This window comes from Bacillus sp. FSL P4-0290, assembly GCF_037975435.1.
Classification (GTDB): Bacteria; Bacillota; Bacilli; order Bacillales; family Bacillaceae; genus Bacillus; species Bacillus subtilis.
The window spans coordinates 2,679,193-2,701,256 of the sequence record NZ_CP150253.1; the positions used below are offsets into that span (position 1 = coordinate 2,679,193).

Below are 22,064 nucleotides of genomic sequence, written 5' to 3' on the forward strand. Positions count from 1 at the left end.
TTATGCACCCGCCACAGAATTGATTAAACCTGAAAAAAGCGAAAATACAACTAAAATTCCGAATAGAATGATTGCTGAAATCCACCCGGCTTTTTTTGAGATGCCTCCCGTTTTGTGAAGTCCGATTGCTAATAATACAAAGCTCCAGATGCTGAAAATTTCAAAGGTATTTAACACACTGGCGAGAGCCCCGTCAGATGGGATAATCCCTGCCAGTGACGTCGTGCTGTAAAGAGGATTCACGTCAGTCGTAAAAGCAACGATTCCATTAACCAATAATCCGAGACTGCTAATCAAAGAGACAAACAGACTGAGAGAAAGCATTTTTTTATATGTCGTAACACCGCCTGATACTTTTACACAGAGCCAATAAATAAGAGGGGCAATAAATAATGCTGCGATACCGCCGATAATAGCGCCTGCCATTCCGCCAAATTTGGTTATTGTTGCGACAGTTTCCATTTGTTCAGCAGATAGCCCTTGCGTATCCTGGCTTTTCAAAAGCTCACTATAATCCGTACCGAGTGATTGCAGCACGGCACCGACGATGATAATTGCTGCAACAATCAAAAGCGGTCCCCATACAGCCGGCCTTTCTCTTATTCTTTCAAATTGAACGGACGGACTTGTGATTACTCCGAAAAGTGAAGGCTTTTCAGTCGCCGTTCCGCTGTTTTTTTCTACATTCGTTTCCATTTCAAAACCTCCTTGAGAATATCTAACAAATAGTACGGGAAGGATATCAAAAAGTTTCATGTTTTTCTAATAAATTTCCAAAAACCTTCAATATTGAAGGCTTTTCATATTATTCTATCGCTGTGCTGTATTGCGCTTTCACAAGCCCGGCATAAATGCCTCCTTTAGCGAGCAGCTGATCATGGTTCCCTTCTTCTATTTTCCTGCCGTGATCAAGAACAATGATGCGGTCGGCGTCGCGGATCGTAGACAATCTGTGAGCGATCATCACTGCTGTACGCCCTTTCAGAAGCGTTTTTAACGCTTGCTGAATTTTTACTTCTGTCTCTGTATCAATGCTTGCCGTTGCTTCGTCAAGGATGATAATAGCCGGATCGGCGAGCAATGCTCTTGCAAATGAAATGAGCTGACGCTGACCGGCAGACAGTACGCTGCCCCTTTCCTCTACCTCTGTTGCGTATCCTTCCGCTAAATCGGAAATAAACTCATCCGCTCCGACCGCTTGGGACGCTTTCATCACCTCTTCATCCGAAGCATTTGGCCTTCCAAAACGAATATTTTCCATGATGGTCCCGGAGAAAATAAATGTATCTTGCAGGACAATGCTGATTTGAGAGCGCAGACTGGCAAGGGAAAGATCCTTAATCGGTATACCGTCTATTTTAATGGTGCCTCCGGTCGCATCATAAAAACGGCTGATTAAATTGGCAATCGTCGTCTTCCCGCTCCCTGTATGCCCGACAAGCGCAAGCGTCGAGCCCGCAGGAATAGAGAAAGAAACGGCGTGAAGGGCTTTTCGTTTTTCATCATACGAAAATTCAACCTCTTCAAAACTGATCTCCCCATTTATCTTTTCATTATGAATGGCATTCGGCTTCTCCTTGACATTTGGCTGTTCGTCCAGAAACTCAAAAATCCGTTCTGATGATGCCATCCCCATTAACAGCTGATTATAGACCTGACCCAGTCTCGAAATAGGTTCCCAAAACATTCCCAGATAGAAAGCAAAAGAAACGAAGACGCCAATCGTAATGGTTTCATTCATGATGAGTGTGGCTCCATACCAAATCAAGACAGCCGTCCCAATCGCATTCGTCATTTCTACAAGCGGACGGAACATGGCATTTTTTCTAGTTGCTTCCCGCCATGATTCGTAGTTCTCCTGATTGACACCGTCAAAATACGCCATGTTTTCTTCTTCCTGCGTAAATGCCTGCGTGACCCGGATGCCCTGAATGCTTTCGTTTAGATGAGAGTTGAGCTTCGATTGCTTCAGCCGTACCGTTTGCCAGGATCGGCGTATTTTTTTTCTGAGACTTGTTGAAATAAAAAACATAATCGGCAATGTCACCATGATGGCTATAGTCAGCTCAGGGCTCAGCGTAAACAAAATAATAATCACGCCGGCCAGAAGCAGCAAGTCGGTCAACAAATTGATGACTCCGCTTGTAAAGAGCTCCTGAAGAGAGTTAATATCATTCATGATCCTGACTAAGATCGATCCCGCCGACCGCTGATCAAAAAATCGATGGGATAAGCGCTGCACATGGGTAAATAAATGCTGTCGCAAATCGTAAATGACATGCTGGCCAAGCTGATTCATCCACCTGATTCTTAACACATTGGCGGCGTAATTGAGGACATATAAACCGCTAATAATAAAAATGAGCTGAATCAGCAGCTCCGAGTTTCTCCCTGTAATCGCTTGATCAAGAACATAAACGCCGATCAAAATGGGGATCACAAGCTTCACAGCAGTGCCAATCAATACAGTGAGAAAAGAAAGCGGCAAAATTGTTTTTCGATATGGTTTGACATAGCTCAGCAGCCGCCACATTTGAGCCCAGTTAAACGGCTTTTCAATGATTTCATCTGAAGAGTAATAGAAACGCTCTAAAACCCCCTGTTTTTTCGCTTGTTTCATTTGGCCCCTCCCTATCCGACCTCATGCGGCTCATTAATCATTTTGACATCACGGTATTGCAAATCGTAAATCTTTTTATAGTAGCCGCCTTTTTCAAGAAGCTCATGATGTGTTCCCCTTTCACGAATGCGTCCTTTATTAAAAACGAGAATTTCATCAGCGTGTTTCAGTGAAGAAATGCGGTGAGCGACGATAAAGGTTGTGCGGTTTTTCATGACTTCTTTTAAGGCAAGCTGTATGCTGTGCTCCGTTTGCATATCTACTGCGCTTGTGGCATCATCCAATATTAAAATGCTCGGGTTCAAGCAGATGGCTCTCGCAATGGCAATACGCTGTTTCTGCCCGCCGGAAAGCCCCATTCCCCTCTCTCCCAGCATGGTGTCATACCCATCAGGAAGCTCCATAATAAAGTTATGAGCCTGCGCCCTTTTTGCCGCTTCGATGACGTCTTCCATTGAGGCATCCGGCCGCCCATACGAAATATTTGATCTAATCGTAGATGAAAACAGGAAGGATTCTTGAAGTACGACCCCGATATTGGAGCGAAGGGTTTTTAACGAATAATCTGTGATGGGTTTGTGATCAATGGTAATCATTCCGCCAACAGGACTGTAAAATCTGGTGAGAAGCTGTGTCACTGAGCTTTTGCCTGAACCTGTCGGGCCCAACAGTCCGATTACCTTCCCGCTGTTTGCCTCAAAGCTTACATTGCACAGCGCGTTTGTTTGTTCTTTTCCGTATGCAAGAGAAACATTTTTGAAATGGACATCTCCGGTTAATTTTTGTTTATGCAAAGCATGAGGATGATCTGTAATGTCTTCTTCTTTTTCCAGAATGTCGAGCAGGCGTTCCCCTGACGCTTTTGCTTGAGAGAACATATTGATGACAAAACCTAAGTTCATAATCGGCCACATCATATAATTGACAAGGCTGAAGAAAGCAACAAGCTCGCCGGGATTGAGCTGATTTTGCATAACCAAGTAACCGCCGTATGAGAGAAGAGCTACAATACAAATGTTACCAATGAACTCCATTAAAGGGAAATACGCAGACCAAATGGATGATGTTTGTAAATACTGCGCCCTGTATTCTGCATTGGCTTTATTGAAAGTGCTGATCTGAAAATCTTCCCTGGAAAGAGATTTAACCGTATTAATGCCGCTGATATTTTCCTGAACTTTTGTATTGAGTTTCGCAAACGATTTGCGGATGCCTCTGAAGGCGGGATGGACTCTTTTGTCAAACCGGTATACCGCAACCGCGAGAAATGGCAGAACAGCTATTGTCACAAGCGTGAGAGGAACAGAATAGTAAAACATAACCGACAGGCTGATGGCTACCAGCAGGCCGAAGCGAATGAGCTCAGCGAGACCGTATGATAAGAAAAAACGAAGCCCTTCAACATCAGCAGTCAGCCTGGACATCAAATCTCCTGTTTTCGCGTTATCATAGTAAGAAAAAGAAAGCCGCTGCAGTTTTTCATACAGACCATTTCTCAGCCGATAAACGGATTTGATCCCGAACATATCACCTAAATACTGATGAAAAAAGGTAGCCATTCCTTTCAAAACCATTACCGCAATAAATCCTAAGCTGACCCACGCCGCAAGCTGATACTGCCGTCCCAGTACGATCTCATCAATCGTAATTTGCAGGATAATCGGATAAACGACAGTAATTGCAGTCATCAAAAGCATGGCTAGAAGCGACCACATAAACACTTTTCTGTACGGCCAATAATACATTTTTAATCTTTTAAATGTCTCCATATCCAGCACCTTTCCAACATTTATCATCTTCACTATATCGATACCCGAAATAAATTTCTATTATTTTTCAAAATTTCAGTCTAATTATGGAGTGAGTCTCTTACTTTATAGGGAGTAACATATGTAGAATAAACGCTTACAGAAAATCATTGTATGCTGGGGATACTTGGGGATATGCCAATGAAATACAGAAAACCGGACGGCTGAAATGCCGTCCGGTTTTCATCCCCCGCTGACCGGCGGTATGATGGCTACCGTGTCACCTGAAGATACAGAGGTATTTTCTTTCACATAGCTTTCGTTAACGGCAATCATAGCCGTATCAATAGATTCAAGACCGTATTGTTCTTTTAGACTCGCTTTTATTTCATCTGTGGTTGCTTGTTCCATATCTATTTCTATTGCTTGTGTACCGGCCTGTTCAGCCAGTCCTGCAAATAAAAGAATTTTAATCATGCTGCTCTCCCTCGCTTAGGTCTGGTTTTCCGTTCGGATAAGCTGTTGTTTCTAGCTGGTCACCGATCCATTGCTCACCGTCTTCCCAAATTTCTTTTTTCCAAATCGGCACAATCTGTTTAATGCGTTCAATCGCATACTCATTGGCTTCATATGCGGCTTTTCGATGGGGAGAAGATACAGCAATCACTACCGCTGCTTCACCGATATCGAGCACACCTATACGGTGCGTGATCGCAGCTGAGGCACCTTCCCATTTTTCTTCGATTTCAGCGCCGATTTGAGCAAGCATTTGCACGGCCATCGGTTCATATGCCTCATATTCAAGCCGAACCGTTCTTTTTCCGTTTGTCCATTCCCGAACCGTACCAATAAATGTCGTAATGGCTCCTGCTTCCCGTTTCTCCACTTTTTTAATGATGTCTTCAGTATTAATGGGTGTTTTCGTAATCTCAAACCGTTCCATTATGCAGATTCCCCCTTCAGCTGTGAAAGCACAAAATCCACGGCAACCGGATCATCCGCATGAAAAACGGGTAATCCCTGATGCTCTGTCATATGCTCTTTTTTTCTATAGATGATGGCGATTATATTTACTGCTTGCAGCGCTTCCAGATCTTCCTTTTCACTTAGGATAACCACTTTAGGATAAGGGGCTTTTTTAAAGCCTTCAATCAGAAGACAGTCTGTTTCGAGAAATTGGTATAACTCGACCAGCCGTGCCAAATCCCAATTGCGGCGGGCAGTCAGCTGTAACACACCAGCACCTTCTACCGCTGTTACATCAGCACCTGCCGCCTTGTAACGGTCCGTGTCTTTTCCTTCCGTGAGCGTTTGCGGTTCACCGCCGTGACCATGGTGCTTCAGGCAGCCCAAATGGACTCCCTGTTCAGAGGCTTTTTCAAGAATGCGCTCAATAAACGTTGTTTTCCCGCTGTTTTGAAATCCTACAACTTGGACGATCGGGAAAGGACGGACCAAGGCCATTCACTTCCATTCTCTTCTCTGATGAGCAGCACTTGAACCGTTCTGCCAGATTCGTAGCCTCGCGTGCCGCCCGGCAGGATAATAAATGCATTGGCATCTGCAAGTGATGTGACAGAGCTCGACTTATCTAAGCCAACGGGTGTCGCCAACAGCTTCCCTTCCTGATGGTGCACGAGCGCACGAACAAATCGGGTAAATGGGTTCGGCTTCGGAAAATCCTTGGTCAAAACAGCTTCCGCACAAATTGAATGCGGTGTTTCATTGAGCAGCCATGTCTGGATTATCGGTTTGACAAACAGTTCAAAACCGACATAGCATGCCGACGGATTACCTGAAAGGCCAAACAGCAGCATATCGTTTGCATGCGCCACCGTTGTCACGCTGCCCGGGCGCATGGCAACTTTATTAAACAGCACGTCCGCTCCGAGTTTTTCATAGATCGCAGGCAAAAAGTCAAAGTCACCGACTGACACACCGCCAGTTGTGATCAGGAAATCCACTTTTTTCATCGCTTCTTTAACTGCAGCAAAGCTTTTATCCAGTTCATCAGAGATTTTCCCTAAATAAAGCGGTGTTGCGCCTGCTTCTATCGCTTGCGCATATACCATACTCGCATTGCTGTTGCGGATTTTTCCCGGTTCCAGCGGATCACTGACATTCAGCAATTCGGTACCGGTTGCGATAATCCCGACTACAGGCTTTCTCACGACAGGCACAGATGCGTATCCGAATGTTGCCAAAAGAGCCGTCACTCCTGGTGTCACCCGGGTGCCCTTTGTCAGTAAAACACTCCCTTTTTGAGCGTCCTCACCTGTTTTTGAAATATTATCCCCCGTCTGAAAGCGGCGTTTTAAAGACATAAATGACTTCCCATTCTCCTCAAAGGCTTGAGTCAGTTCAATCATGACGACTGCATCTGCCCCTTCAGGGATTTGCGCGCCAGTCATAATCCGCACGGCCTGAAACGGGCCAAGTTCTTTTTCAGATACTGCTCCCGCTCCAATATGGTCAATAACTTCAAACCGAACTGGGTTTTCACGTGAAGCTTCTGCCGTATCGCACGCTCTGACAGCAAAACCATCGTATGGCGAACGGTCAAACGCAGGGACGTGGTGATCCGCAGTTATATCTTCGGCTAAAAACCGATGAAGGCTGTCTTCAAGCGCCACCCATTCTGTTTCACCTTGTTTTTGAAAATGGCAGACACGCCGAACTGCCTCGTCTACCGGTATCGGTGTTCTTTTCTCCAGCATTCTGACCCCTCCTGTTGTTACAGTCCAATCACTCTTGCCAACACGGAGTTGGCTTCTTTCACATCATTTGTTCCATGCACCAGTGCCCGTCCGTCATTGAAAATGACAATTCTGAAATCCTCGTAAAAAATATGCAGCAAAAACGCATTAGCCTCGACCTTGCCGATTGTTTTCAGCCGCTTAATGAGCTCCTGTTTCGGGATTCTTTTTAATGATTCTGACCTTACCTGCACTGTATCACGGCCGCATAGTACAGCAGCTTTTGGTGTGTTCCAATCCTGAAGATAAGGATATACCGCATTTGCTCCGCAAGATGGGCATTCCTCATGGCGTACATGATTAACGTTAATCTTCATATGCGAATTGTTCCAGACATCAAATGTCACAAAACCCCGCTGTATTGCTTCTATTTGGCCGGTTAACAGCTTAAATGCCTCAGCCTGCTGATATGCTGAAACGATATGCACAGCAGGCGGAATAATACCGGCAGTATCACACGTCGCCCCGCCAACAGGAATTTGCTCAAACAAACAAGACAGACAAGGGGTTTCTCCGGGAATGACAGTCATGAACATTCCCTGGCTGCTTACACAGGCGCCATAGACCCAAGGTGTCTTTGTTTTCTGGGCAAGATCGTTTATCAGCATGCGGGTTTCAAAATTATCTGTCGCGTCAATCACGACATCTGCTTTTTCAATCAGCGGCTCAAGCGTTTCGGCTGTTCCTTCGGTAACATACGCCTCAATATGTATCTCGCTGTTAATCGCTGATAGATGCTCTTTGGCAGCCATGGCTTTCGGCATGCGGAGTTTGGCATCGCTTTCTGTATAAAGCTGCTGCCTTTGAAGATTGCTCCACTCCACATAGTCACGGTCAATAATGGTAATCGTACCGACTCCCGCTCTCGAAAGCCCTTCAGCTCCTGCAGTGCCGAGCGCTCCCGCTCCGACAATCAGCACATGGCTGTCTGCCAGTCTTTTCTGGCCCTCTTCCCCAATTTGCTTAAATCTGATTTGCCGTGAATAACGTTCCTCCATCAAACCTGTTCTCCTTATCTTTTATGTCATCTTATCATGTTATTGCCCCGTCAGTCCCGCTTGAGGGAGTTCGATTTTTCTTCCAAACAGCTAAAATCATCACGTGTATTAATGTTGATAAACTCTGCCGGGTTTGCTCCGATATTTTCAGCCTGTACGTAACAAACCGAAATTCTGCATAATAAATCTGATATTCTCAACCTCTTCTCAGAAAGCTGATCGTATAGAACTGGCATGATACGTTTGTGGTAAATCGCAATCAATGGCTGCACTTGTCCGTCTGAAATTGGGACTACCGCGTCCGCACCGGCAGTCATCAGACGTTTGAGCTCCAGCATCGTCCTTCTTTGTATCAGCGGTGTGTCACAGGAAAGAACAGTATAAAGATCACCGTCTGTCTTTTTAAAAGCGGTATATATACCAGCCAATGGCCCCATGCCTTGAAATGGCTCAGCATCTTGATACACTTCATTTTCACCGTTTTCTTGAAATCTATCAATAAATTCGGGACGGCTGATGATAACCGTTTGTTCTCCAAGTGCCTCTTTAGCGCATTCGTAAAGCATCCTGCCCTTCCATTTGACAAACGCCTTCGGTTCTCCAAATCGCCGCGAGGCTCCCCCTGCCAGCAGTACGTTTACATGCTTCATATCATCTCACCTCTAGTTTCGTTAAAAGCATAGCAAAAGCAAAGGCTCAACGCTACTGCTTGTCTGTTTATTAAAGAGGAATAGCTGTTCAGTATTTGCATATTGTAGTGTTAACATCATGAGGGAGATGGTTCGAATGAAAAGATCAGGTCCTTTTTTCCACGACGTGTCTCAGGAGAACCTTTATTTAAAATCCGAGCTTTCAAGGTGCCATAAGCTGATTGCTGAACTTGAAGCAAGCTACTTCCATCAGAAAAATAACAAACTGCTCAAAGAAAATACCGATATGAAAGAAAAACTCCAGCAGCTGTCTGCCGAATTAACACATATGTCAACAAAAGAAAAACATGCCTCCCACACCAGCCAAACCCTGCACCAAATAAGAGCGGAACTGCTTGATAAAATCGTTGTTTTGCAGGAGCTTCTATCTGCTGAAACCTATAAACGCAGAGCCGAAATCGAAGAAAAACATAAACTTCATATTGCTAAAGTCAAAATCGAAGAAGAAAATAAAAATCTTCATAAACGGATCAGCGAACTTCAAGCCTCGATTGAGCAGGAACAAAATGCACTGCTTCAGGCAAAACAGCAAGCCGAATTGATAAAAGCCGAAAACGGGCGTCTAAAAGAGCAAATGGTAGAAAAAGAATATCAGCTAAAACATATTAAAATAGAAGTTGATCATATGAAAGATCGAATCATAGAAACGAAAGAAAGACTGCTAGACATAGAAAAAACGAAAGAAAAATTATTTCACGAAACTATTATATCGTATAAACGGCAGCTTGATGAAAGCGATGCCTGGATTGCTTCTCATTTTGCCGATATTGATGGCGGCACAAAACAAAAAGAAAAAACGGAAGAAGAAGCTCCAGCGGTCTACGCGCAGCCAAATCATGTAGAGACCATCCTTGAAGATGTCACCAAACAGATACATGTGCTTCAAAAACAGCTTGCCCACGCCCAATCATCAGACCAGGCCAAGAGCCATACAATCGAAGAGCTGAAAAACAGAGCCGCTGAAGAAAAGCCTTATCAAAAGTGGGTGTATAAGCTTAATCTTGAAAAAGAAAACAAACCTTCACAGAAAAAACCTCAATAAAAAAACTGCTTGAGCGATGCCAAGCAGTTTTTCTTTATATTTATTCGTTTGCTGATTCTGCAGATTCGATTTCACCCTCTAAAATGTACTGCCCGCGATATGGCTTTTTCACTTCCGGGTACATTTTAATTAAGCTTTGCATAAACGTTGTCATATTAGGGATTTCAAGACCGCTTTCTTTTTCAATCTCTTTTTGAAGCTCCGAGCTCTTAATCGCCGCGTTGTGGCGTTTTAATGTTTTAATAGCAGCTTCACGCAGCTTAGCTGCTTTTGATCCCGGTCTTGCCGTTCCTCTTCTTCTTCGTGTTGTTCCGTCTGGTATACCGGCAGGAAGAGAGGAAATAGATTGAAGCTGAGGCTGAACAGACTGCTGCTGTGATTGCGGCTGATAGCTTCTGATTTCCTGAGCCGCAAGCTCAGCGAGAACCGGCAGAGAGTCAGGTTTTTTTTCAGAACGGAAATCCTTTTTGATTTCGGAAGGGCTTCCATTTCTGTCCAGCTCTCTTAATTTTGCGTATATTTTATCACGTTCAATTTGATATTCACGAATGACTTTCACTTCAGCTTCATTTAATTGTTCTAACCGCAAGCGCAAAGCTTCTCTTTCATTAAACATTCCTCAATGTACCCCCTATCAAAATTAACATCTTTAATTAAGATATTAGATTACAAAAGTAATTTTATCAACTATTATTTTAGCATTTTACTATTATATTTACTCTATGAAAAATTCCTTATTTTCTGAAAAAGTTTTATTTTTCAAAAGAGTCCTTTATTCTCAAGGGGTCAAGGGTCTTTCTAGTTTATTTGGTATAATGTTGAAAATATATATTTTACTTACTTCTTTAAAGAAATTTAGTGTAATATCTACAATTTTCGAGTTATGAGATATGAGATTTATCTAAAATTGAGGAAAAACATCAAAAATTAGCTGTGTTTTTTAGCGTATCAATCAAACAAATCATCAATTCCTATACCCAAATTTGGAAAAATAAGCTTCTTACTCTTCTTCCATTGCTTTTTGCACAAATAAAAAACCTGATGTGATCAGGTTTTTAGGAAATACTATTTAGTCAGATACCTATTCCGTTTCAGCCAGAACGCGGTTCACACGTTTTTCAAGCATTTTCATACCGCTCCCGCCGGCTTGGAAGTGACGGAGCTGTCCTGTTTTATCAAACACATAATACGCAGGTACGTATTCATTTTCAAATGCATCGGTTAAAGCATGGTCACTGTCAACAAAAATCGGCTGAGTGATATCGTGTTCAGCGGCTGTTTCTTTAATTTTACCAAGGTCAAGATCATCTTCGGAACGGGGCATATGCACAGCTACAACATTCAGTTGATCTTGATATTTATCACGAAATTCATTCACTTGCGGCATCGCTTCTTTGCACAAGTGGCAGCTGATGGACCAGAAATGAATAAGCGTCGGCTTTTCCCCAATCAATTGCTCTCTCGTCACTTCACCATTTAACCAAGCTTTTTCTCCCGTCAATTCCGGCATGGGCTGACGTAATTTCATTGCTTTTTCCCTCCTATTTTAAAAGAGAGGCCTAACGAATATGCTAGACCGCTTTTCGTTCTTGGAAAGAATTAAAGTGTTTTTTGGCCTGGTTTCCAGTTAGCCGGACAGAGTCCGCCAGTTTGCAGCGCCTGGAGAACACGAAGCGTTTCATCAACATCACGCCCAATGTTGTTATGGAAAACAGTTTGATATTGAAGCTCCCCTTCAGGATTAATAATAAACAATCCGCGCAAAGCCACACCTTCTTCTTCGATTAAAACGCCATATTCCCGGGATACCTCATGGTTTGTATCAGCAGCAAGCGGGTATTTCAGCTGGCCAAGACCGTTTTCTTTGCGGTCTGTATTGATCCAAGCTAAATGAGTATGGATGGTATCAGTTGAAACCCCGATGACTTCTGCATCAAGATCTTCGAACTCGTCATAGCGGTCAGACATTGCTGTAATTTCTGTCGGACAAACAAAAGTGAAGTCCATTGGATAGAAGAATAGCACTGTCCATTTGTCATTTTTCATGTTTTCCTCAAGACTTACTTTGCCGAATTCTTTGCTTGCAAGGACTGCTTCCATTTCAAAACGAGGAGCTTGTTTACCTACCATACGTTCTGCCATATGTATCCCTCCAATTTATTGTTTGGCTTTAAGGTCAAAATCGCATGAAAATAAAGGGTGATTAACCATTTTTAGTTATATTGCAATGCCATTATATAAAAGCAGATTTCCTGAGTCAATTTTTAACAAATCATGTATGTCTTTGGCTTCGACATTTTTAAATAAAACGTTTAACATGGTCATGTACAGGGTAACTAGCCTCAATGTGCAGCAATCAATTAGAAAAGGAGCTCAACATGGACTTTATTAAACAATATGATTGGGCGGGACTGATTACAAATGCCGGTGTTCTGCTCATTAAACTCGCCATTATGATATTGCTCTATTTTATCGTTCGATCATTAGGCATGAAAATCATTAAACATCTGTTTGCAAAATTCGAGGAGCAGAATAGCTTGTCTATCGGACGTGCACATACGCTCCGAAGCCTGACTCTTAACATATTTGCTTATACTTTGATTTTTATATTCTTCGTCATGGTTCTAGATTTGTTTCATTATGATCCAAGCGCTCTTTTAGCGGGGGCAGGAATCGTCGGCCTGGCTGTCGGATTTGGCGCCCAAGGGCTTGTCAGTGACATCGTGACAGGTTTTTTTATTTTGCTTGAGAAACAATTGGATGTCGGAGACTATATTACCGTTTCCACCTTTGACGGAATTGTCGAGCAGGTTGGCTTAAGAACAACTCAAATCCGCAGCTTTGACGGAACATTGCATTACATCCCCAACAGAAACATCACAAACGTGAGTAATCATTCTCGTGGTACCATGCAGGCTCTTGTTGATATTAAAGTGCCGGCTGAAAGAAACATTGATGAAATGATTCATATTTTACAGCAGGTTTGTGATGAGACGGCAGCGGCTCTTCCACAAATAAAAGAAGGCCCAAATGTCATCGGGATTCAAGAACTGGGGACTTCTGAAATTGTGATCAGGGTCATTGCCAAAACAGAAAATATGGAACAGTGGCGAGTCGAACGAGTGTTGAGAAAAGAAATAAAGAACGCGTTCGACCGCGCTTTCCCTAAAGAAACAGAATAAATAAAAGAACCGAAGCTTTTTGCTTCGGTTTTTATATTACTGAATTCTGCTTTCAACTTCGCTGCAAATTTCTTCAGCCGTCATCCCGGAAGCTGTAATGACAGGTGCTTGTGTTACCGTATCGGCTATCCCTTGCACATTATTATCAAGACCTGTTACGACACAGCAGTCACAGCCTTGAGCATCAGCAGGGCTTTTCATCATTACAACGTCATATCCTTTTTCTTTTAAAGCAGCTTCTACATCTGATAATGATTGTTCAATTCCTATTTTTTTAGCCATTTTTGAACACCTCCGTTTACTAGAGTGCTCATTTTATGGAATTTTATTCTTTCATTTGTACTTAATTGGCATAAACAGAAAAATAACCTGTCATGACATTAACCGCTGTTTCTATCGCATTTTCATCGGGATTCAGCTTAGCATGATGAAGCCCATGTTCAGAATCAGCGCCGAGCCAGAACATGAAGCCGGGATATTTTTTCAGCATGTAGCCAAAATCCTCTCCAGTCATTGCTTCTTTTGCTTCAATTACTGTCGCCAGTTGATGTTCAGCAACAAAAGACATAAATTCTTCTGTTAATCCGCTCGTATTGTAAACTTGGTGATATACAGACGGATATGTCACTTTTCCTTTGCAGCGGAATCCGATTTCGATTCCTTTCACTACATCTTCAATCCGTTCCTTTACTTGTTTCATCGATTCTTCAGAAAGCGTGCGGATCGTGCCTTCCAGGTGGGCCGTTTCTGCAATGATATTTTGTGCCGAGCCTCCGGTAATGGTACCAACTGTAATAACAGCACTGTCTAGCGGATCTGTGTTTCTAGAGATAATCGTTTGCAGCTGGGTGACAAGTGTACTTGCTGCTACAACCATATCCTCAGCCAAATGCGGATATGCCGCATGTCCCCCTTTGCCTTCCAGATCGATGACTAGCTCTGATGTATTCGCAAATAGAAGGCCGCTTTTTGTCGCAATGGTGCCTACCGGAAGCTCTGGAGCAATATGAAGGGCAGTGATGAAATCAGGCTGCCATTTTTTTAATACATCGCTCTCAAGCATTGGTTCCGCACCGCCAGGCCCTTCCTCTGCCGGCTGAAACAGAAAAAGCAAATCATGTTTGACTGGGTGGTGAACAAAATGATCAATAATGCCGAGTGCAATTGTCATATGCAAATCGTGACCGCAGGCGTGCATGTTGCCGTGATGCTCTGATGCGAATGGAAGACCAGTTTGCTCTTCTATAGAAAGTGCATCGATATCCGCTCTGTATGCCAGCATTTTTTCCGGCGCCGTCCCGTTCACTTTTACAAAAAGCCCTGTTCGCCATTTCTCAATTTCAATTCTGTCTTGCGGATATTGTTCCAAGACATTTAATAAATACTGCTGGGTTTTGAACTCCTGAAATCCAAGCTCCGGTATACGATGCAGATCTCTGCGAATTGCGATGAGCTCCTCTTTCTTCATTTCTATTCCTCCTGCCTATACGAATAAGGCGTGGATATATTATCCACGCCTTTTTTATCAAACTTTTCCTTACAGCTGGCGTAATTCCTGCTTGATTTCAGTTTTGCCTTTTGTTTTTTCATCAATGTCTTTGATTTTTTTAGCTGGTGTGCCTGCAACGACAGTGTATGGCTCAACGTCGTTTACCACGATCGCGCCCGCAGCAACAACAGCTCCTTTACCTACTGTTACGCCTTCAAGCACAACAGCATTTGCGCCGATTACGACGTCGTCTTCAATCACAACCGGTTTAGCGGATGGCGGCTCAATAACGCCCGCAAGTACAGAACCCGCGCCGATATGGCAGTTTTTTCCAACAGTAGCTCGTCCGCCTAGCACAACGTTCATATCAATCATTGTGCCTTCGCCGATGACTGAACCGATATTAATAGAAGCACCCATCATGATGACTGCGTTATCACCGATTTCAACTTGGTCGCGGATGATCGCACCCGGCTCGATACGCGCTTTGATGTTTTTAAGATCAAGCATTGGAATCGCAGAATTGCGGCGGTCATTTTCAACCACATAGTCTTCGATTTTGCTTTGGTTTTCTTCGATTGCTGTTTGGATTTCGCTCCACTCACCGAAAACGACACCAGTGTTTCCGTTAATAAAAGCTTTCGCAGATTCGCCGAAATTGATTCCTTCCAGCTCACCTTTCACGTAAACCTTTACAGGTGTAGATTTTGTACTATTTTGAATAAATGAAATAATTTCATTTGCGTCCATCATTTTCATATGTATAGTCCTCCTCCTGATTTTCTACCTCATTACTGTATCAAAGGAAAGATACAAAGACAAGAAAAAAAGGAACAGCCGTTTAGCAGTTCCCAGTGAGTGATCAGACAGCGCACCCGCTTTTCTTTGCGAATTGTCTCCCAAAGTTCATTAATTCTTCCTCTTCGTCACCTTCTGGATTATTTTCGATTTTTACCGAAGGCAGCACAATGTCGCCACCGCATTCTTTTATTTTTGCTTCGAGCGTATCAACCGCTCCGCAGAAAAATTCATATGCTGTATCACCAGAACCGAATACCGCGCATGTTTTACCGGAAAAATCAATCTCCTCCATGTCTTCAACAAGATCTAAAAATTCATCAGGCAGATCTCCGTCTCCCCACGTATAGGTTCCCATTATGATATGGTCATAATCGGTAAACAGCTGGGCATCATCAATATCCATTGCTTCGAAACGGTCTACTTCTGCTTCCGCCTCCTGAAGCCCCTTTTCAATCAAATCTGCCATTGCTTCAGTGTTGCCTGACATTGTTGCATAAACGAGCAAAATCTTCGCCAATTCCTTGTTCCTCCTCTAATGAATCATTGCTGAAACTTCGTACGGCTGGACAAATTTACATTCATACAAGCCTGCGCAAAAGAAATTCTCTTTCTGATTGGCCACTCTCCATCCATGTCCCTTAATGGTATCGAACCACTTTAACGACCGGGCTTCGAGATCAGCCTGGTAAATTCTCGAAAAACCGTTTTCATCTTGTGTTGTAGTGACATATATAATTCCATCATCCTCTGAAAGATCAAGAAATGACTCTTCTTTTCTGATCATGCTGGATTGAATAATAAATTCTTCACCATTCAAAAGATTCCGTACAGTGACAGCACCGTGCTTTCCTTTCACAGAACCCATCGCCGCCACCAGCCAATTTTCATTGAACACGAGCATGGATGCCGTCATCCGGTTTTTTTCTTTTTTGACAATTTGGACAGTGTCACGCTTAATGTCGTAAGCCCAAATGCCGCCAAAATATGCGTGTATTTGCGTGCCGATAAAAAGATTGCCCCCGTGAAGGCATAGCGACCGGATAACAGGGGGATTATGAAATTCGGCAAAAGGTTTGACTACGCGCCATGAGACACCAAAATCATCCGTTACATAAATACAATGCTTACCGTGGGCGCAGACAAACCCGTTGTTTCTGCCGGTAATCGCCCACACTGTTGCATTTGTCGGAAAGCTCGACATCGTCCAGGTTTTCCCTTCATCAGCCGAACGAATGACTGTTCCCTTTTCACCAACACCAAATAAGTAAGGCCCTATGTAGCTGATACAGTGTATCTTACTTTTCAAACGAAAAAGCTTTCTCCAGCCCTGCTCCAAAGAATAATGAAAAATGCCTTCTCCTTGTACCGCCACAAAATATCCAGAAAACGCCGATGCCGTAACAGCAGTTGCCCCTTTATGAAACATGGCTTTTTTCCTTGTTCATATAATCTGCCCATGCAAGAAAACCTCTCGCAAACGCTCGGCAGCTTTCCACATCTTCATCTGTTTCAGGCGCTAATTCAATTTTTAGTGTTTCCTGGTAAACAGCAGCTCCCGCCTCTTGCAGCATGACATTGAACAAATTCACCGCTTCGCAAAACTTTGGATAAGAATAATCGCCAGACCCGAAGCAGGCTGTTTTTAAACCATTAAGCTGAATCTGTTTAACCTCTTCGAAAAAATCCTCCGCTTCGTAGGGCAAATCGCCGTCCCCCCATGTATAGGTGCCAATCAGTACATAATCATAGGAGGTTAAACAAGACGCATCCATATCATCTATCTCGACACAATCGATATCCAACTCATATTCCTGAAGTGTATCTTTTATTATGAAGGCAATGTCTTCTGTATTTCCTGACATGCTGGCATATGTAATCAAGGCTTTAGCCATGTTATCACCCCATTAGTTGATAATGATTTTCAATATCATATGTATCACTTTAAATGATAATGATTTTCATTGTCAACAGATAAATAAAAAAAAGACAGCACCTCGCTGTCTTTAAAATGGATTTTCCTGATCCAGCATATCCTTTATCACTTGTACAAAAGCTTGAACTTGTTTCAGTTCAAAGGCAGGCTCATAGCCTAATAACCATGTATCCCGACCGATCGGATGCCCTTTCATGTCTAAAAGAGGCATTTTATTCACTTTATCTTCATTTTGAAGGGTAACAGACGGCAAAATGGCATAACCGATTCCGTGCAGCGCCATCTGTTTGCACGTTTCAATCTGATCAACCAATATCGTCTGTTTCGGCGACGTTTTAAATTTTTGATGCCACCAGTGCTGAATTTCCTGAAAATAAGTGCTATCACTTTTAAACTGGATAAACGGCCGTTCTGTATGGGCAATATCTTCGATGCAGGAAATTTCAGTATCCACTAAATACAGATGATCTGTCATTAAGTAATCTTTGCGCCCCTTCCACTCAGGGTTGCCTCTTATAATGCCGATATGAACCTGATCCTCATACAAGCTTTTCAGCATTTCGCTGCTCCACCCGGTTATGAGCGAGATCTTTGCATTCGGATACTTTTCAACATACGTCTTCAGGACTTTAGGGAGCCAATGCTGACCGATTATGGAGGCGACGGCAAGCTTCAATGTGCCGTGAATTTCACCTTCAAGCTCGTCAATATTTTCTCTTATTCTTTCCTGCTCTAATGTCACATCATTCGCAAACTGAATGATTTTCTCACCAGCAGGCGTTACCGTTAATCCTTTTTGGGATCTTAAAAAGATTTTTGTTCCCCACGCCTTTTCAATGGTTTGTAAGCGCTGAGATAAAGCCGGCTGAGATACAAAAAGCCGTTCTGCCGCCTTTCTCATATTTAATTCCTCAGCTAAAACTACGAGCATATGAAGCTCTTGAAGCTGCATGTCGTCCTCCTTTTTGTTATCAATAAGTTTTTCTTATCTCCCATTCTAATAAACTCTTAGTTTCTTATTCAAGCCCTATTCTCGTTTAAATTATGTATGCGCTTTCTTTTTCACTCTGCCTATATAATAAAAATAGGCCGTACAGCCTACTTATTCAACGAGCGTATATGCTTATTCAATTCCTTTAAAACGACTCTTCTCGTAAAAATCCCTTCAAATACCTGCTCGTCATTTTCAACACAGACAAATCCGTTATTAATGACCATGCCGAATCCCTTCATAATCGGATCATTGATATGAAGGCGCGGAATGTCGGTCAGCATGACTTCCTCAACAGTGATTTGGTCAAGCTTTTCAAACTCAATTCGCTCAAGTCCAAAAATACTGTTCATGATCATATTTGTCCCGATTAAGCCATGTAAACGGTAGGAAGGATCCAGAACCGGGATGGCAGTGTATCCGGTTTTTGTCAATACTAATAATGCGTGCTCAAGGTTATTTCCGACTTGCACGTGCGCTACTTTGTCCGCCTCAATCATAAATTGTCCGACTGTTGCCTCAAGAAGTTGATCTGATTGTAAGCTTATCATGTTTTCGACCCCTTTTCATTTTCATCATCAATACATTCCCTATATTGCAATAATATAAACTTTATCAGTATTTGTCGAAAAGTTTCCTTTCAATAAAAAAGATACTCTTTGTGGAGTATCAATTATAGGGTGTCCCATTAATTTTCAAATCGAAATCGGTCGTATAGCGTTACAAGTTTTTTGTAGGTGGTTCCGTCAACGTTTTTGGTCCCTGTCTCTATATCGTTGATCTCACTGCTTAATAGCTCGATGGCATACTCATGGTTGATCAGGATATTCAGCAGAAGTTTTTGTTCTTCTTCTGTAAATCGTTCACCGATAAGACTCATTCGCAATCAGGCCCCCTGTTTTATACTGAATACCTCTGAAAGCAAGACAACTTACTTTCAGCTCTACCGCTAGAATAAGTAATCAGATAACAAACGTCAACCGCATAATTCGACATTTACCTTGGCTTTTTCAGCCAAATTATTTTGTGAAACGATTTGCATAGCTGAAGGCAGTGTATGAATCCGGCTTTATTTTGGCCTCAATCCCCATGGAGGTAATACGTCCAGTCATTTCTTGGATCAGATCTTTTGTAAGCCCTTTTTTCCCAATATCCAAGTGAACTTCAAAGGTAAGATCCGCCCCCTCACCGGTAAAGGGCAGGAGCAGATCGGTAATATCCATTAAGTGTCCATCAAGAATATGAGCGGCCGTTTCTTGGCTGTACGCCGTTTCTAACGAAATCTTCTCCCGAAGGCTATGTATGGGTCTGTCGACTGTATGATTTTTCAAGCAGCCCCAAGCTCCCTTGCCTGTACGATGCAAATGCAATGCGGTAATAAACTTTGTGTAATCGCGGTAAACCTGTGAATCGGTTCCGATCGATAACACATAAGAAGAACGGGGGTCCTTTTGAACAAAGGCTTTAAGCCGTTCCATCACATCTTGAAAGGTCATCTGTGCTTCTGAAAGATTATAAAACAGAAAAGAATCAGCCATCACGACACTCCTTTTCAAGGATTTACAACCATGAAACAAGTATGTTCCTTACCGTTTATTTCGATTACTTTTGCAAAGGCGGAAGCTTGTTCCCCCCTATTTCAGGAATCTTACTGAAGAAGTTCAAAGATTTCGATGGAAACCATGTCGATATTATCAAACGGATATGTGTTAGGTTTTTCACCTTTTTGGAAAACCGTCAGTTCAAACGTTTGATTTTTTTCGAAATATTTAACACTGCATATTTTCTCACCATTCACTTCGAAATAGCGCTGCATTGGCTCGTTAGCCGCTTCCGCTGTTTCTTGCAGACTTTGCAGCCGTGTGATGATACCCATTAATTGTGACATTCTAAAAAAAGACTCCTTTCAAAAAGCAACTTCAAATCAACAAGTATTTATTATAATACAAGTTCTATTGAGCATCATACCATAAAGTCGGACAGGATGGCATTTTCACTGCTGAATTTAAGCAAAGAAAAAAAGTGAAAAAAACGATTTTTCTTTAGTTTGAGGCTTTTTTTGAATGTCATGCACACAATTATAATTTTTTTCGAATCTTTGGCAGCATTAAGAATGCCTTTTTGCAACTTTGTCAAAACCTTCTTTTGAATTTTATGGTGAAGTCCCGCGTGGCCATAATCAATGGGAGTCATGCTGGATAGAGGTAAACAACGGAACTGAACACCCGTGCAGCAGTGTCAGGGGTGTTCGGCACTCAATGTTTCTCCCCGTGTTAAACGTTTACCACTAGTTAGGTTTATTGTTTCATTGGATTGTCCTATGCTTTGACAAATAAAAAACTTGGCGGGGGTAGCGCCAAGTTTTTTCGGATCTTGATCTGATAGAGGGGTTGGGGAACAGAGAGTAGCTTCTCTCTATAATTAAATGATAATGATTCTCAGTATCAATGTCAATCGTTTTTTGATATTTTTTTCAATTCATAAAAAAAAAACGGCCTTTCAGCCGTTAAATCAGTCCGTCCTGCTCATATAAATAAGAATAAGGCAAGTCTATAAATAAATACATCTGATCATCCATCGGATATGAAAACGTTCTGATCATTTCACCTGTTTCCAAATCACTGTACAGATCACTGAAAAAACCTTTTCTGAGATTTCTCATTCTCATAATGTTCTCCAGAAAATAAGGGCGCCAGCTCCAGTTCTTTTCCGCATATTCCGGCTGATAAATCCATTCTCCATCTTGCTTAAACACATTTCCCGTCAGCTGATCGCCTTCTTCATCACACATGTAAATCCTGAAGCTGCAATCTGTCAGCTCTTCCGCCAGCTTTTTAATAAAGTCATCATCAGAAGACAGATTGTTTTTTCTCAAAGAGGTCACAGCCTGATGCACTCGTTTGTAAAACTGTTCAGAGTGCTCATAGACGGTCTCCAGTTTCTTTTTCTCATGTGTGATAAATTGGTGAAATTCAGTTTTAAGTCTTTGTTTCAATACATCTCTCTCTAGAAACGTTTCAGATGGAGACACCAAGTAATAGCCCTGAAAATAACGGCCTCCGTTTCTCCAGGCGTACTGTAGCTGGAAGTTCGCCTCAATGTCTTCATACAATAGCGCCGCACCGATTTTTCTTGCTAATAAAGATATGCTGTACAGCACATGCTCATATGACGGTGACGGCTGTGACACTTTCAGCGCCTGCAAATCGATTTTTAACAGATCTGGTGAGAGCAGCGCGATTCTGTCCAAGTTGCTGCTTTCTTTTCCGATGTTGTCAACTGCGATTTTAATTCCGTATGTACGATAGTATGCAAGCATATGGTAGAGCTGCTCAATATCCCCTTCAAAATTGTGCTCTGTAATTTCAAGAACAAAACGGTGGAGTTCGATTCCCTTCGCTTCATATTCTTTCAGAAGCTCCAGAAAGCTTTCACCATGATCCAGCATCAGCAGATTGGCATCCTGATTCATAAAAATCAGCAGATCAGAATCCGCCTCTAAAAAGCGGTCAAGAGCCTGGCGGATAATTCTGTTATCAACCTCTAGTTTATATTCTTCGGGTATCCCCGCATCTAAAAAGAAGGGCCCGAGACTTTGGATTTCTGAATCTGCCAAAATTCGTCCAAGCACCTCATATCCGACAACCTTCTGCTCCTCGGCACTAAAAATCGCCTGGTAATATGGAAGGACATCATCAATGTTCGTTAAAATATCAAGTGGATCCAACATGTTATCACCTGCTTCTCTATCTTTGTCTGATTATACGCACAATTATAACTACACCACAAATTTC

General features: G+C 42.5%; 26 protein-coding genes. 2 read left to right on the plus strand and 24 right to left on the minus strand.

Annotated features, from left to right (window positions below; translation table 11 throughout):
* The 9 genes from yknW to MKY10_RS13950 form a co-directional block, all read right to left on the minus strand.
* Positions 1–696 (minus strand): toxin SDP protection protein YknW, encoded by a 696-nt coding sequence (gene yknW / locus MKY10_RS13910; protein WP_003232360.1) that lies wholly within the window; start codon positions 694–696, stop codon positions 1–3.
* Between the two features lie 109 nt (positions 697–805).
* Positions 806–2,620 (minus strand): ABC transporter ATP-binding protein, encoded by a 1,815-nt coding sequence (locus tag MKY10_RS13915; RefSeq protein ID WP_046380994.1) that lies wholly within the window; start codon positions 2,618–2,620, stop codon positions 806–808.
* Between the two features lie 11 nt (positions 2,621–2,631).
* On the minus strand, positions 2,632–4,389 hold the full coding sequence (locus MKY10_RS13920) for an ABC transporter ATP-binding protein (RefSeq protein ID WP_003244670.1): 1,758 nt from the start codon (positions 4,387–4,389) through the stop codon (positions 2,632–2,634).
* Between the two features lie 222 nt (positions 4,390–4,611).
* The gene (moaD, locus tag MKY10_RS13925; protein WP_003232366.1) at positions 4,612–4,845 is read right to left on the minus strand and encodes a molybdopterin converting factor subunit 1; all 234 of its coding nucleotides are present in this window, start codon (positions 4,843–4,845) and stop codon (positions 4,612–4,614) included.
* Positions 4,838–5,311 carry a molybdenum cofactor biosynthesis protein MoaE gene (locus tag MKY10_RS13930; RefSeq protein WP_015715811.1) on the minus strand — a complete coding sequence of 158 codons (474 nt, stop codon included), beginning with the start codon at positions 5,309–5,311 and terminating at the stop codon, positions 4,838–4,840. The genes moaD and MKY10_RS13930 overlap by 8 nt, the downstream gene beginning before the upstream one ends.
* Positions 5,311–5,832: a molybdopterin-guanine dinucleotide biosynthesis protein B gene (gene mobB / locus MKY10_RS13935; protein WP_029725925.1), complete on the minus strand. Its 522-nt coding sequence runs from the start codon at positions 5,830–5,832 to the stop codon at positions 5,311–5,313. Before mobB ends, MKY10_RS13930 begins: the two co-directional genes overlap by 1 nt.
* The gene (gene glp, locus MKY10_RS13940; RefSeq protein WP_003232372.1) at positions 5,793–7,085 is read right to left on the minus strand and encodes a gephyrin-like molybdotransferase Glp; all 1,293 of its coding nucleotides are present in this window, start codon (positions 7,083–7,085) and stop codon (positions 5,793–5,795) included. Before glp ends, mobB begins: the two co-directional genes overlap by 40 nt.
* A 17-nt stretch (positions 7,086–7,102) precedes the next feature.
* On the minus strand, positions 7,103–8,122 hold the full coding sequence (locus MKY10_RS13945; RefSeq protein ID WP_032721477.1) for a molybdopterin-synthase adenylyltransferase MoeB: 1,020 nt from the start codon (positions 8,120–8,122) through the stop codon (positions 7,103–7,105).
* Positions 8,123–8,172: 50 nt separating this feature from the next.
* The gene (locus MKY10_RS13950) at positions 8,173–8,772 is read right to left on the minus strand and encodes a molybdenum cofactor guanylyltransferase (protein ID WP_015252185.1); all 600 of its coding nucleotides are present in this window, start codon (positions 8,770–8,772) and stop codon (positions 8,173–8,175) included.
* 136 nt (positions 8,773–8,908) lie between these two features.
* Here MKY10_RS13950 and cse15 point away from each other — a divergent pair, with 136 nt between their 5' ends.
* Positions 8,909–9,874, plus strand: coding sequence for a spore protein Cse15 (gene cse15 / locus MKY10_RS13955; RefSeq protein WP_048654871.1), 966 nt, complete (start codon positions 8,909–8,911; stop codon positions 9,872–9,874).
* Between the two features lie 40 nt (positions 9,875–9,914).
* Here the strand turns inward: cse15 and rok are convergent, their stop codons facing one another.
* From rok to ahpA, 3 genes are all read right to left on the minus strand, one after another.
* Entirely contained in the window at positions 9,915–10,490 is a 576-nt protein-coding gene (gene rok, locus MKY10_RS13960; RefSeq protein WP_003232378.1) for a transcriptional regulator Rok, read from the minus strand.
* A gap of 465 nt (positions 10,491–10,955) precedes the next feature.
* Positions 10,956–11,402, minus strand: a complete 447-nt coding sequence (gene ykuV / locus MKY10_RS13965; RefSeq protein ID WP_015252187.1) for a thiol-disulfide oxidoreductase YkuV — start codon at positions 11,400–11,402, stop codon at positions 10,956–10,958.
* A 71-nt stretch (positions 11,403–11,473) separates the two neighbouring features.
* Complete coding sequence (gene ahpA, locus MKY10_RS13970) at positions 11,474–12,016, minus strand: biofilm-specific peroxidase AhpA (protein ID WP_003245371.1); 543 nt, start codon at positions 12,014–12,016, stop codon at positions 11,474–11,476.
* A 236-nt stretch (positions 12,017–12,252) separates the two neighbouring features.
* Here ahpA and mscT point away from each other — a divergent pair, with 236 nt between their 5' ends.
* Positions 12,253–13,056 carry a small-conductance mechanosensitive channel protein MscT gene (gene mscT / locus MKY10_RS13975; RefSeq protein ID WP_003244994.1) on the plus strand — a complete coding sequence of 268 codons (804 nt, stop codon included), beginning with the start codon at positions 12,253–12,255 and terminating at the stop codon, positions 13,054–13,056.
* A gap of 36 nt (positions 13,057–13,092) precedes the next feature.
* Here the strand turns inward: mscT and MKY10_RS13980 are convergent, their stop codons facing one another.
* From MKY10_RS13980 to MKY10_RS14035, 12 genes are all read right to left on the minus strand, one after another.
* The gene (locus MKY10_RS13980) at positions 13,093–13,338 is read right to left on the minus strand and encodes a YkuS family protein (protein WP_003232382.1); all 246 of its coding nucleotides are present in this window, start codon (positions 13,336–13,338) and stop codon (positions 13,093–13,095) included.
* A 61-nt stretch (positions 13,339–13,399) separates the two neighbouring features.
* Entirely contained in the window at positions 13,400–14,524 is a 1,125-nt protein-coding gene (locus MKY10_RS13985) for an N-acetyldiaminopimelate deacetylase (protein ID WP_021479383.1), read from the minus strand.
* 69 nt (positions 14,525–14,593) lie between these two features.
* Complete coding sequence (gene dapD, locus MKY10_RS13990) at positions 14,594–15,304, minus strand: 2,3,4,5-tetrahydropyridine-2,6-dicarboxylate N-acetyltransferase (RefSeq protein ID WP_003218680.1); 711 nt, start codon at positions 15,302–15,304, stop codon at positions 14,594–14,596.
* 103 nt (positions 15,305–15,407) lie between these two features.
* Complete coding sequence (locus tag MKY10_RS13995) at positions 15,408–15,863, minus strand: flavodoxin (RefSeq protein ID WP_048655218.1); 456 nt, start codon at positions 15,861–15,863, stop codon at positions 15,408–15,410.
* A 15-nt stretch (positions 15,864–15,878) separates the two neighbouring features.
* On the minus strand, positions 15,879–16,772 hold the full coding sequence (locus MKY10_RS14000) for a hypothetical protein (protein WP_015252190.1): 894 nt from the start codon (positions 16,770–16,772) through the stop codon (positions 15,879–15,881).
* On the minus strand, positions 16,762–17,238 hold the full coding sequence (locus tag MKY10_RS14005) for a flavodoxin (protein WP_015252191.1): 477 nt from the start codon (positions 17,236–17,238) through the stop codon (positions 16,762–16,764). The genes MKY10_RS14000 and MKY10_RS14005 overlap by 11 nt, the downstream gene beginning before the upstream one ends.
* 111 nt (positions 17,239–17,349) lie before the next feature.
* Positions 17,350–18,231, minus strand: coding sequence for a transcriptional regulator CcpC (ccpC, locus tag MKY10_RS14010; protein WP_003232387.1), 882 nt, complete (start codon positions 18,229–18,231; stop codon positions 17,350–17,352).
* 146 nt (positions 18,232–18,377) lie between these two features.
* Entirely contained in the window at positions 18,378–18,821 is a 444-nt protein-coding gene (gene cbpB / locus MKY10_RS14015; protein WP_003218674.1) for a cyclic-di-AMP-binding protein CbpB, read from the minus strand.
* A gap of 137 nt (positions 18,822–18,958) precedes the next feature.
* Complete coding sequence (gene abbA / locus MKY10_RS14020) at positions 18,959–19,156, minus strand: AbrB antirepressor AbbA (protein ID WP_010886502.1); 198 nt, start codon at positions 19,154–19,156, stop codon at positions 18,959–18,961.
* A 133-nt stretch (positions 19,157–19,289) separates the two neighbouring features.
* Positions 19,290–19,808, minus strand: coding sequence for a ribonuclease H-like YkuK family protein (locus MKY10_RS14025; protein ID WP_003232389.1), 519 nt, complete (start codon positions 19,806–19,808; stop codon positions 19,290–19,292).
* Positions 19,809–19,918: 110 nt separating this feature from the next.
* On the minus strand, positions 19,919–20,158 hold the full coding sequence (locus MKY10_RS14030) for a DUF1797 family protein (protein WP_003218671.1): 240 nt from the start codon (positions 20,156–20,158) through the stop codon (positions 19,919–19,921).
* Between the two features lie 618 nt (positions 20,159–20,776).
* Positions 20,777–22,000 carry an EAL-associated domain-containing protein gene (locus MKY10_RS14035; RefSeq protein WP_003232391.1) on the minus strand — a complete coding sequence of 408 codons (1,224 nt, stop codon included), beginning with the start codon at positions 21,998–22,000 and terminating at the stop codon, positions 20,777–20,779.
* Positions 22,001–22,064 lie beyond the last annotated feature (64 nt).

What these genes read in the sequence shown, in the direction of transcription:
- yknW (WP_003232360.1), bottom strand. Translation starts at nt 696, where the DNA reads ATGGAAACGAATGTAGAAAAAAACAGCGGAACGGCGACTGAAAAGCCT.
- MKY10_RS13915 (WP_046380994.1), bottom strand. Translation starts at nt 2,620, where the DNA reads ATGAAACAAGCGAAAAAACAGGGGGTTTTAGAGCGTTTCTATTACTCT.
- MKY10_RS13920 (WP_003244670.1), bottom strand. Translation starts at nt 4,389, where the DNA reads ATGGAGACATTTAAAAGATTAAAAATGTATTATTGGCCGTACAGAAAA.
- moaD (WP_003232366.1), bottom strand. Translation starts at nt 4,845, where the DNA reads ATGATTAAAATTCTTTTATTTGCAGGACTGGCTGAACAGGCCGGTACA.
- MKY10_RS13930 (WP_015715811.1), bottom strand. Translation starts at nt 5,311, where the DNA reads ATGGAACGGTTTGAGATTACGAAAACACCCATTAATACTGAAGACATC.
- mobB (WP_029725925.1), bottom strand. Translation starts at nt 5,832, where the DNA reads ATGGCCTTGGTCCGTCCTTTCCCGATCGTCCAAGTTGTAGGATTTCAA.
- glp (WP_003232372.1), bottom strand. Translation starts at nt 7,085, where the DNA reads ATGCTGGAGAAAAGAACACCGATACCGGTAGACGAGGCAGTTCGGCGT.
- MKY10_RS13945 (WP_032721477.1), bottom strand. Translation starts at nt 8,122, where the DNA reads ATGGAGGAACGTTATTCACGGCAAATCAGATTTAAGCAAATTGGGGAA.
- MKY10_RS13950 (WP_015252185.1), bottom strand. Translation starts at nt 8,772, where the DNA reads ATGAAGCATGTAAACGTACTGCTGGCAGGGGGAGCCTCGCGGCGATTT.
- cse15 (WP_048654871.1), top strand. Translation starts at nt 8,909, where the DNA reads ATGAAAAGATCAGGTCCTTTTTTCCACGACGTGTCTCAGGAGAACCTT.
- rok (WP_003232378.1), bottom strand. Translation starts at nt 10,490, where the DNA reads ATGTTTAATGAAAGAGAAGCTTTGCGCTTGCGGTTAGAACAATTAAAT.
- ykuV (WP_015252187.1), bottom strand. Translation starts at nt 11,402, where the DNA reads ATGAAATTACGTCAGCCCATGCCGGAATTGACGGGAGAAAAAGCTTGG.
- ahpA (WP_003245371.1), bottom strand. Translation starts at nt 12,016, where the DNA reads ATGGCAGAACGTATGGTAGGTAAACAAGCTCCTCGTTTTGAAATGGAA.
- mscT (WP_003244994.1), top strand. Translation starts at nt 12,253, where the DNA reads ATGGACTTTATTAAACAATATGATTGGGCGGGACTGATTACAAATGCC.
- MKY10_RS13980 (WP_003232382.1), bottom strand. Translation starts at nt 13,338, where the DNA reads ATGGCTAAAAAAATAGGAATTGAACAATCATTATCAGATGTAGAAGCT.
- MKY10_RS13985 (WP_021479383.1), bottom strand. Translation starts at nt 14,524, where the DNA reads ATGAAGAAAGAGGAGCTCATCGCAATTCGCAGAGATCTGCATCGTATA.
- dapD (WP_003218680.1), bottom strand. Translation starts at nt 15,304, where the DNA reads ATGAAAATGATGGACGCAAATGAAATTATTTCATTTATTCAAAATAGT.
- MKY10_RS14000 (WP_015252190.1), bottom strand. Translation starts at nt 16,772, where the DNA reads ATGTTTCATAAAGGGGCAACTGCTGTTACGGCATCGGCGTTTTCTGGA.
- MKY10_RS14005 (WP_015252191.1), bottom strand. Translation starts at nt 17,238, where the DNA reads ATGGCTAAAGCCTTGATTACATATGCCAGCATGTCAGGAAATACAGAA.
- ccpC (WP_003232387.1), bottom strand. Translation starts at nt 18,231, where the DNA reads ATGCAGCTTCAAGAGCTTCATATGCTCGTAGTTTTAGCTGAGGAATTA.
- cbpB (WP_003218674.1), bottom strand. Translation starts at nt 18,821, where the DNA reads ATGATAAGCTTACAATCAGATCAACTTCTTGAGGCAACAGTCGGACAA.
- MKY10_RS14025 (WP_003232389.1), bottom strand. Translation starts at nt 19,808, where the DNA reads ATGGCTGATTCTTTTCTGTTTTATAATCTTTCAGAAGCACAGATGACC.
- MKY10_RS14030 (WP_003218671.1), bottom strand. Translation starts at nt 20,158, where the DNA reads ATGTCACAATTAATGGGTATCATCACACGGCTGCAAAGTCTGCAAGAA.
- MKY10_RS14035 (WP_003232391.1), bottom strand. Translation starts at nt 22,000, where the DNA reads ATGTTGGATCCACTTGATATTTTAACGAACATTGATGATGTCCTTCCA.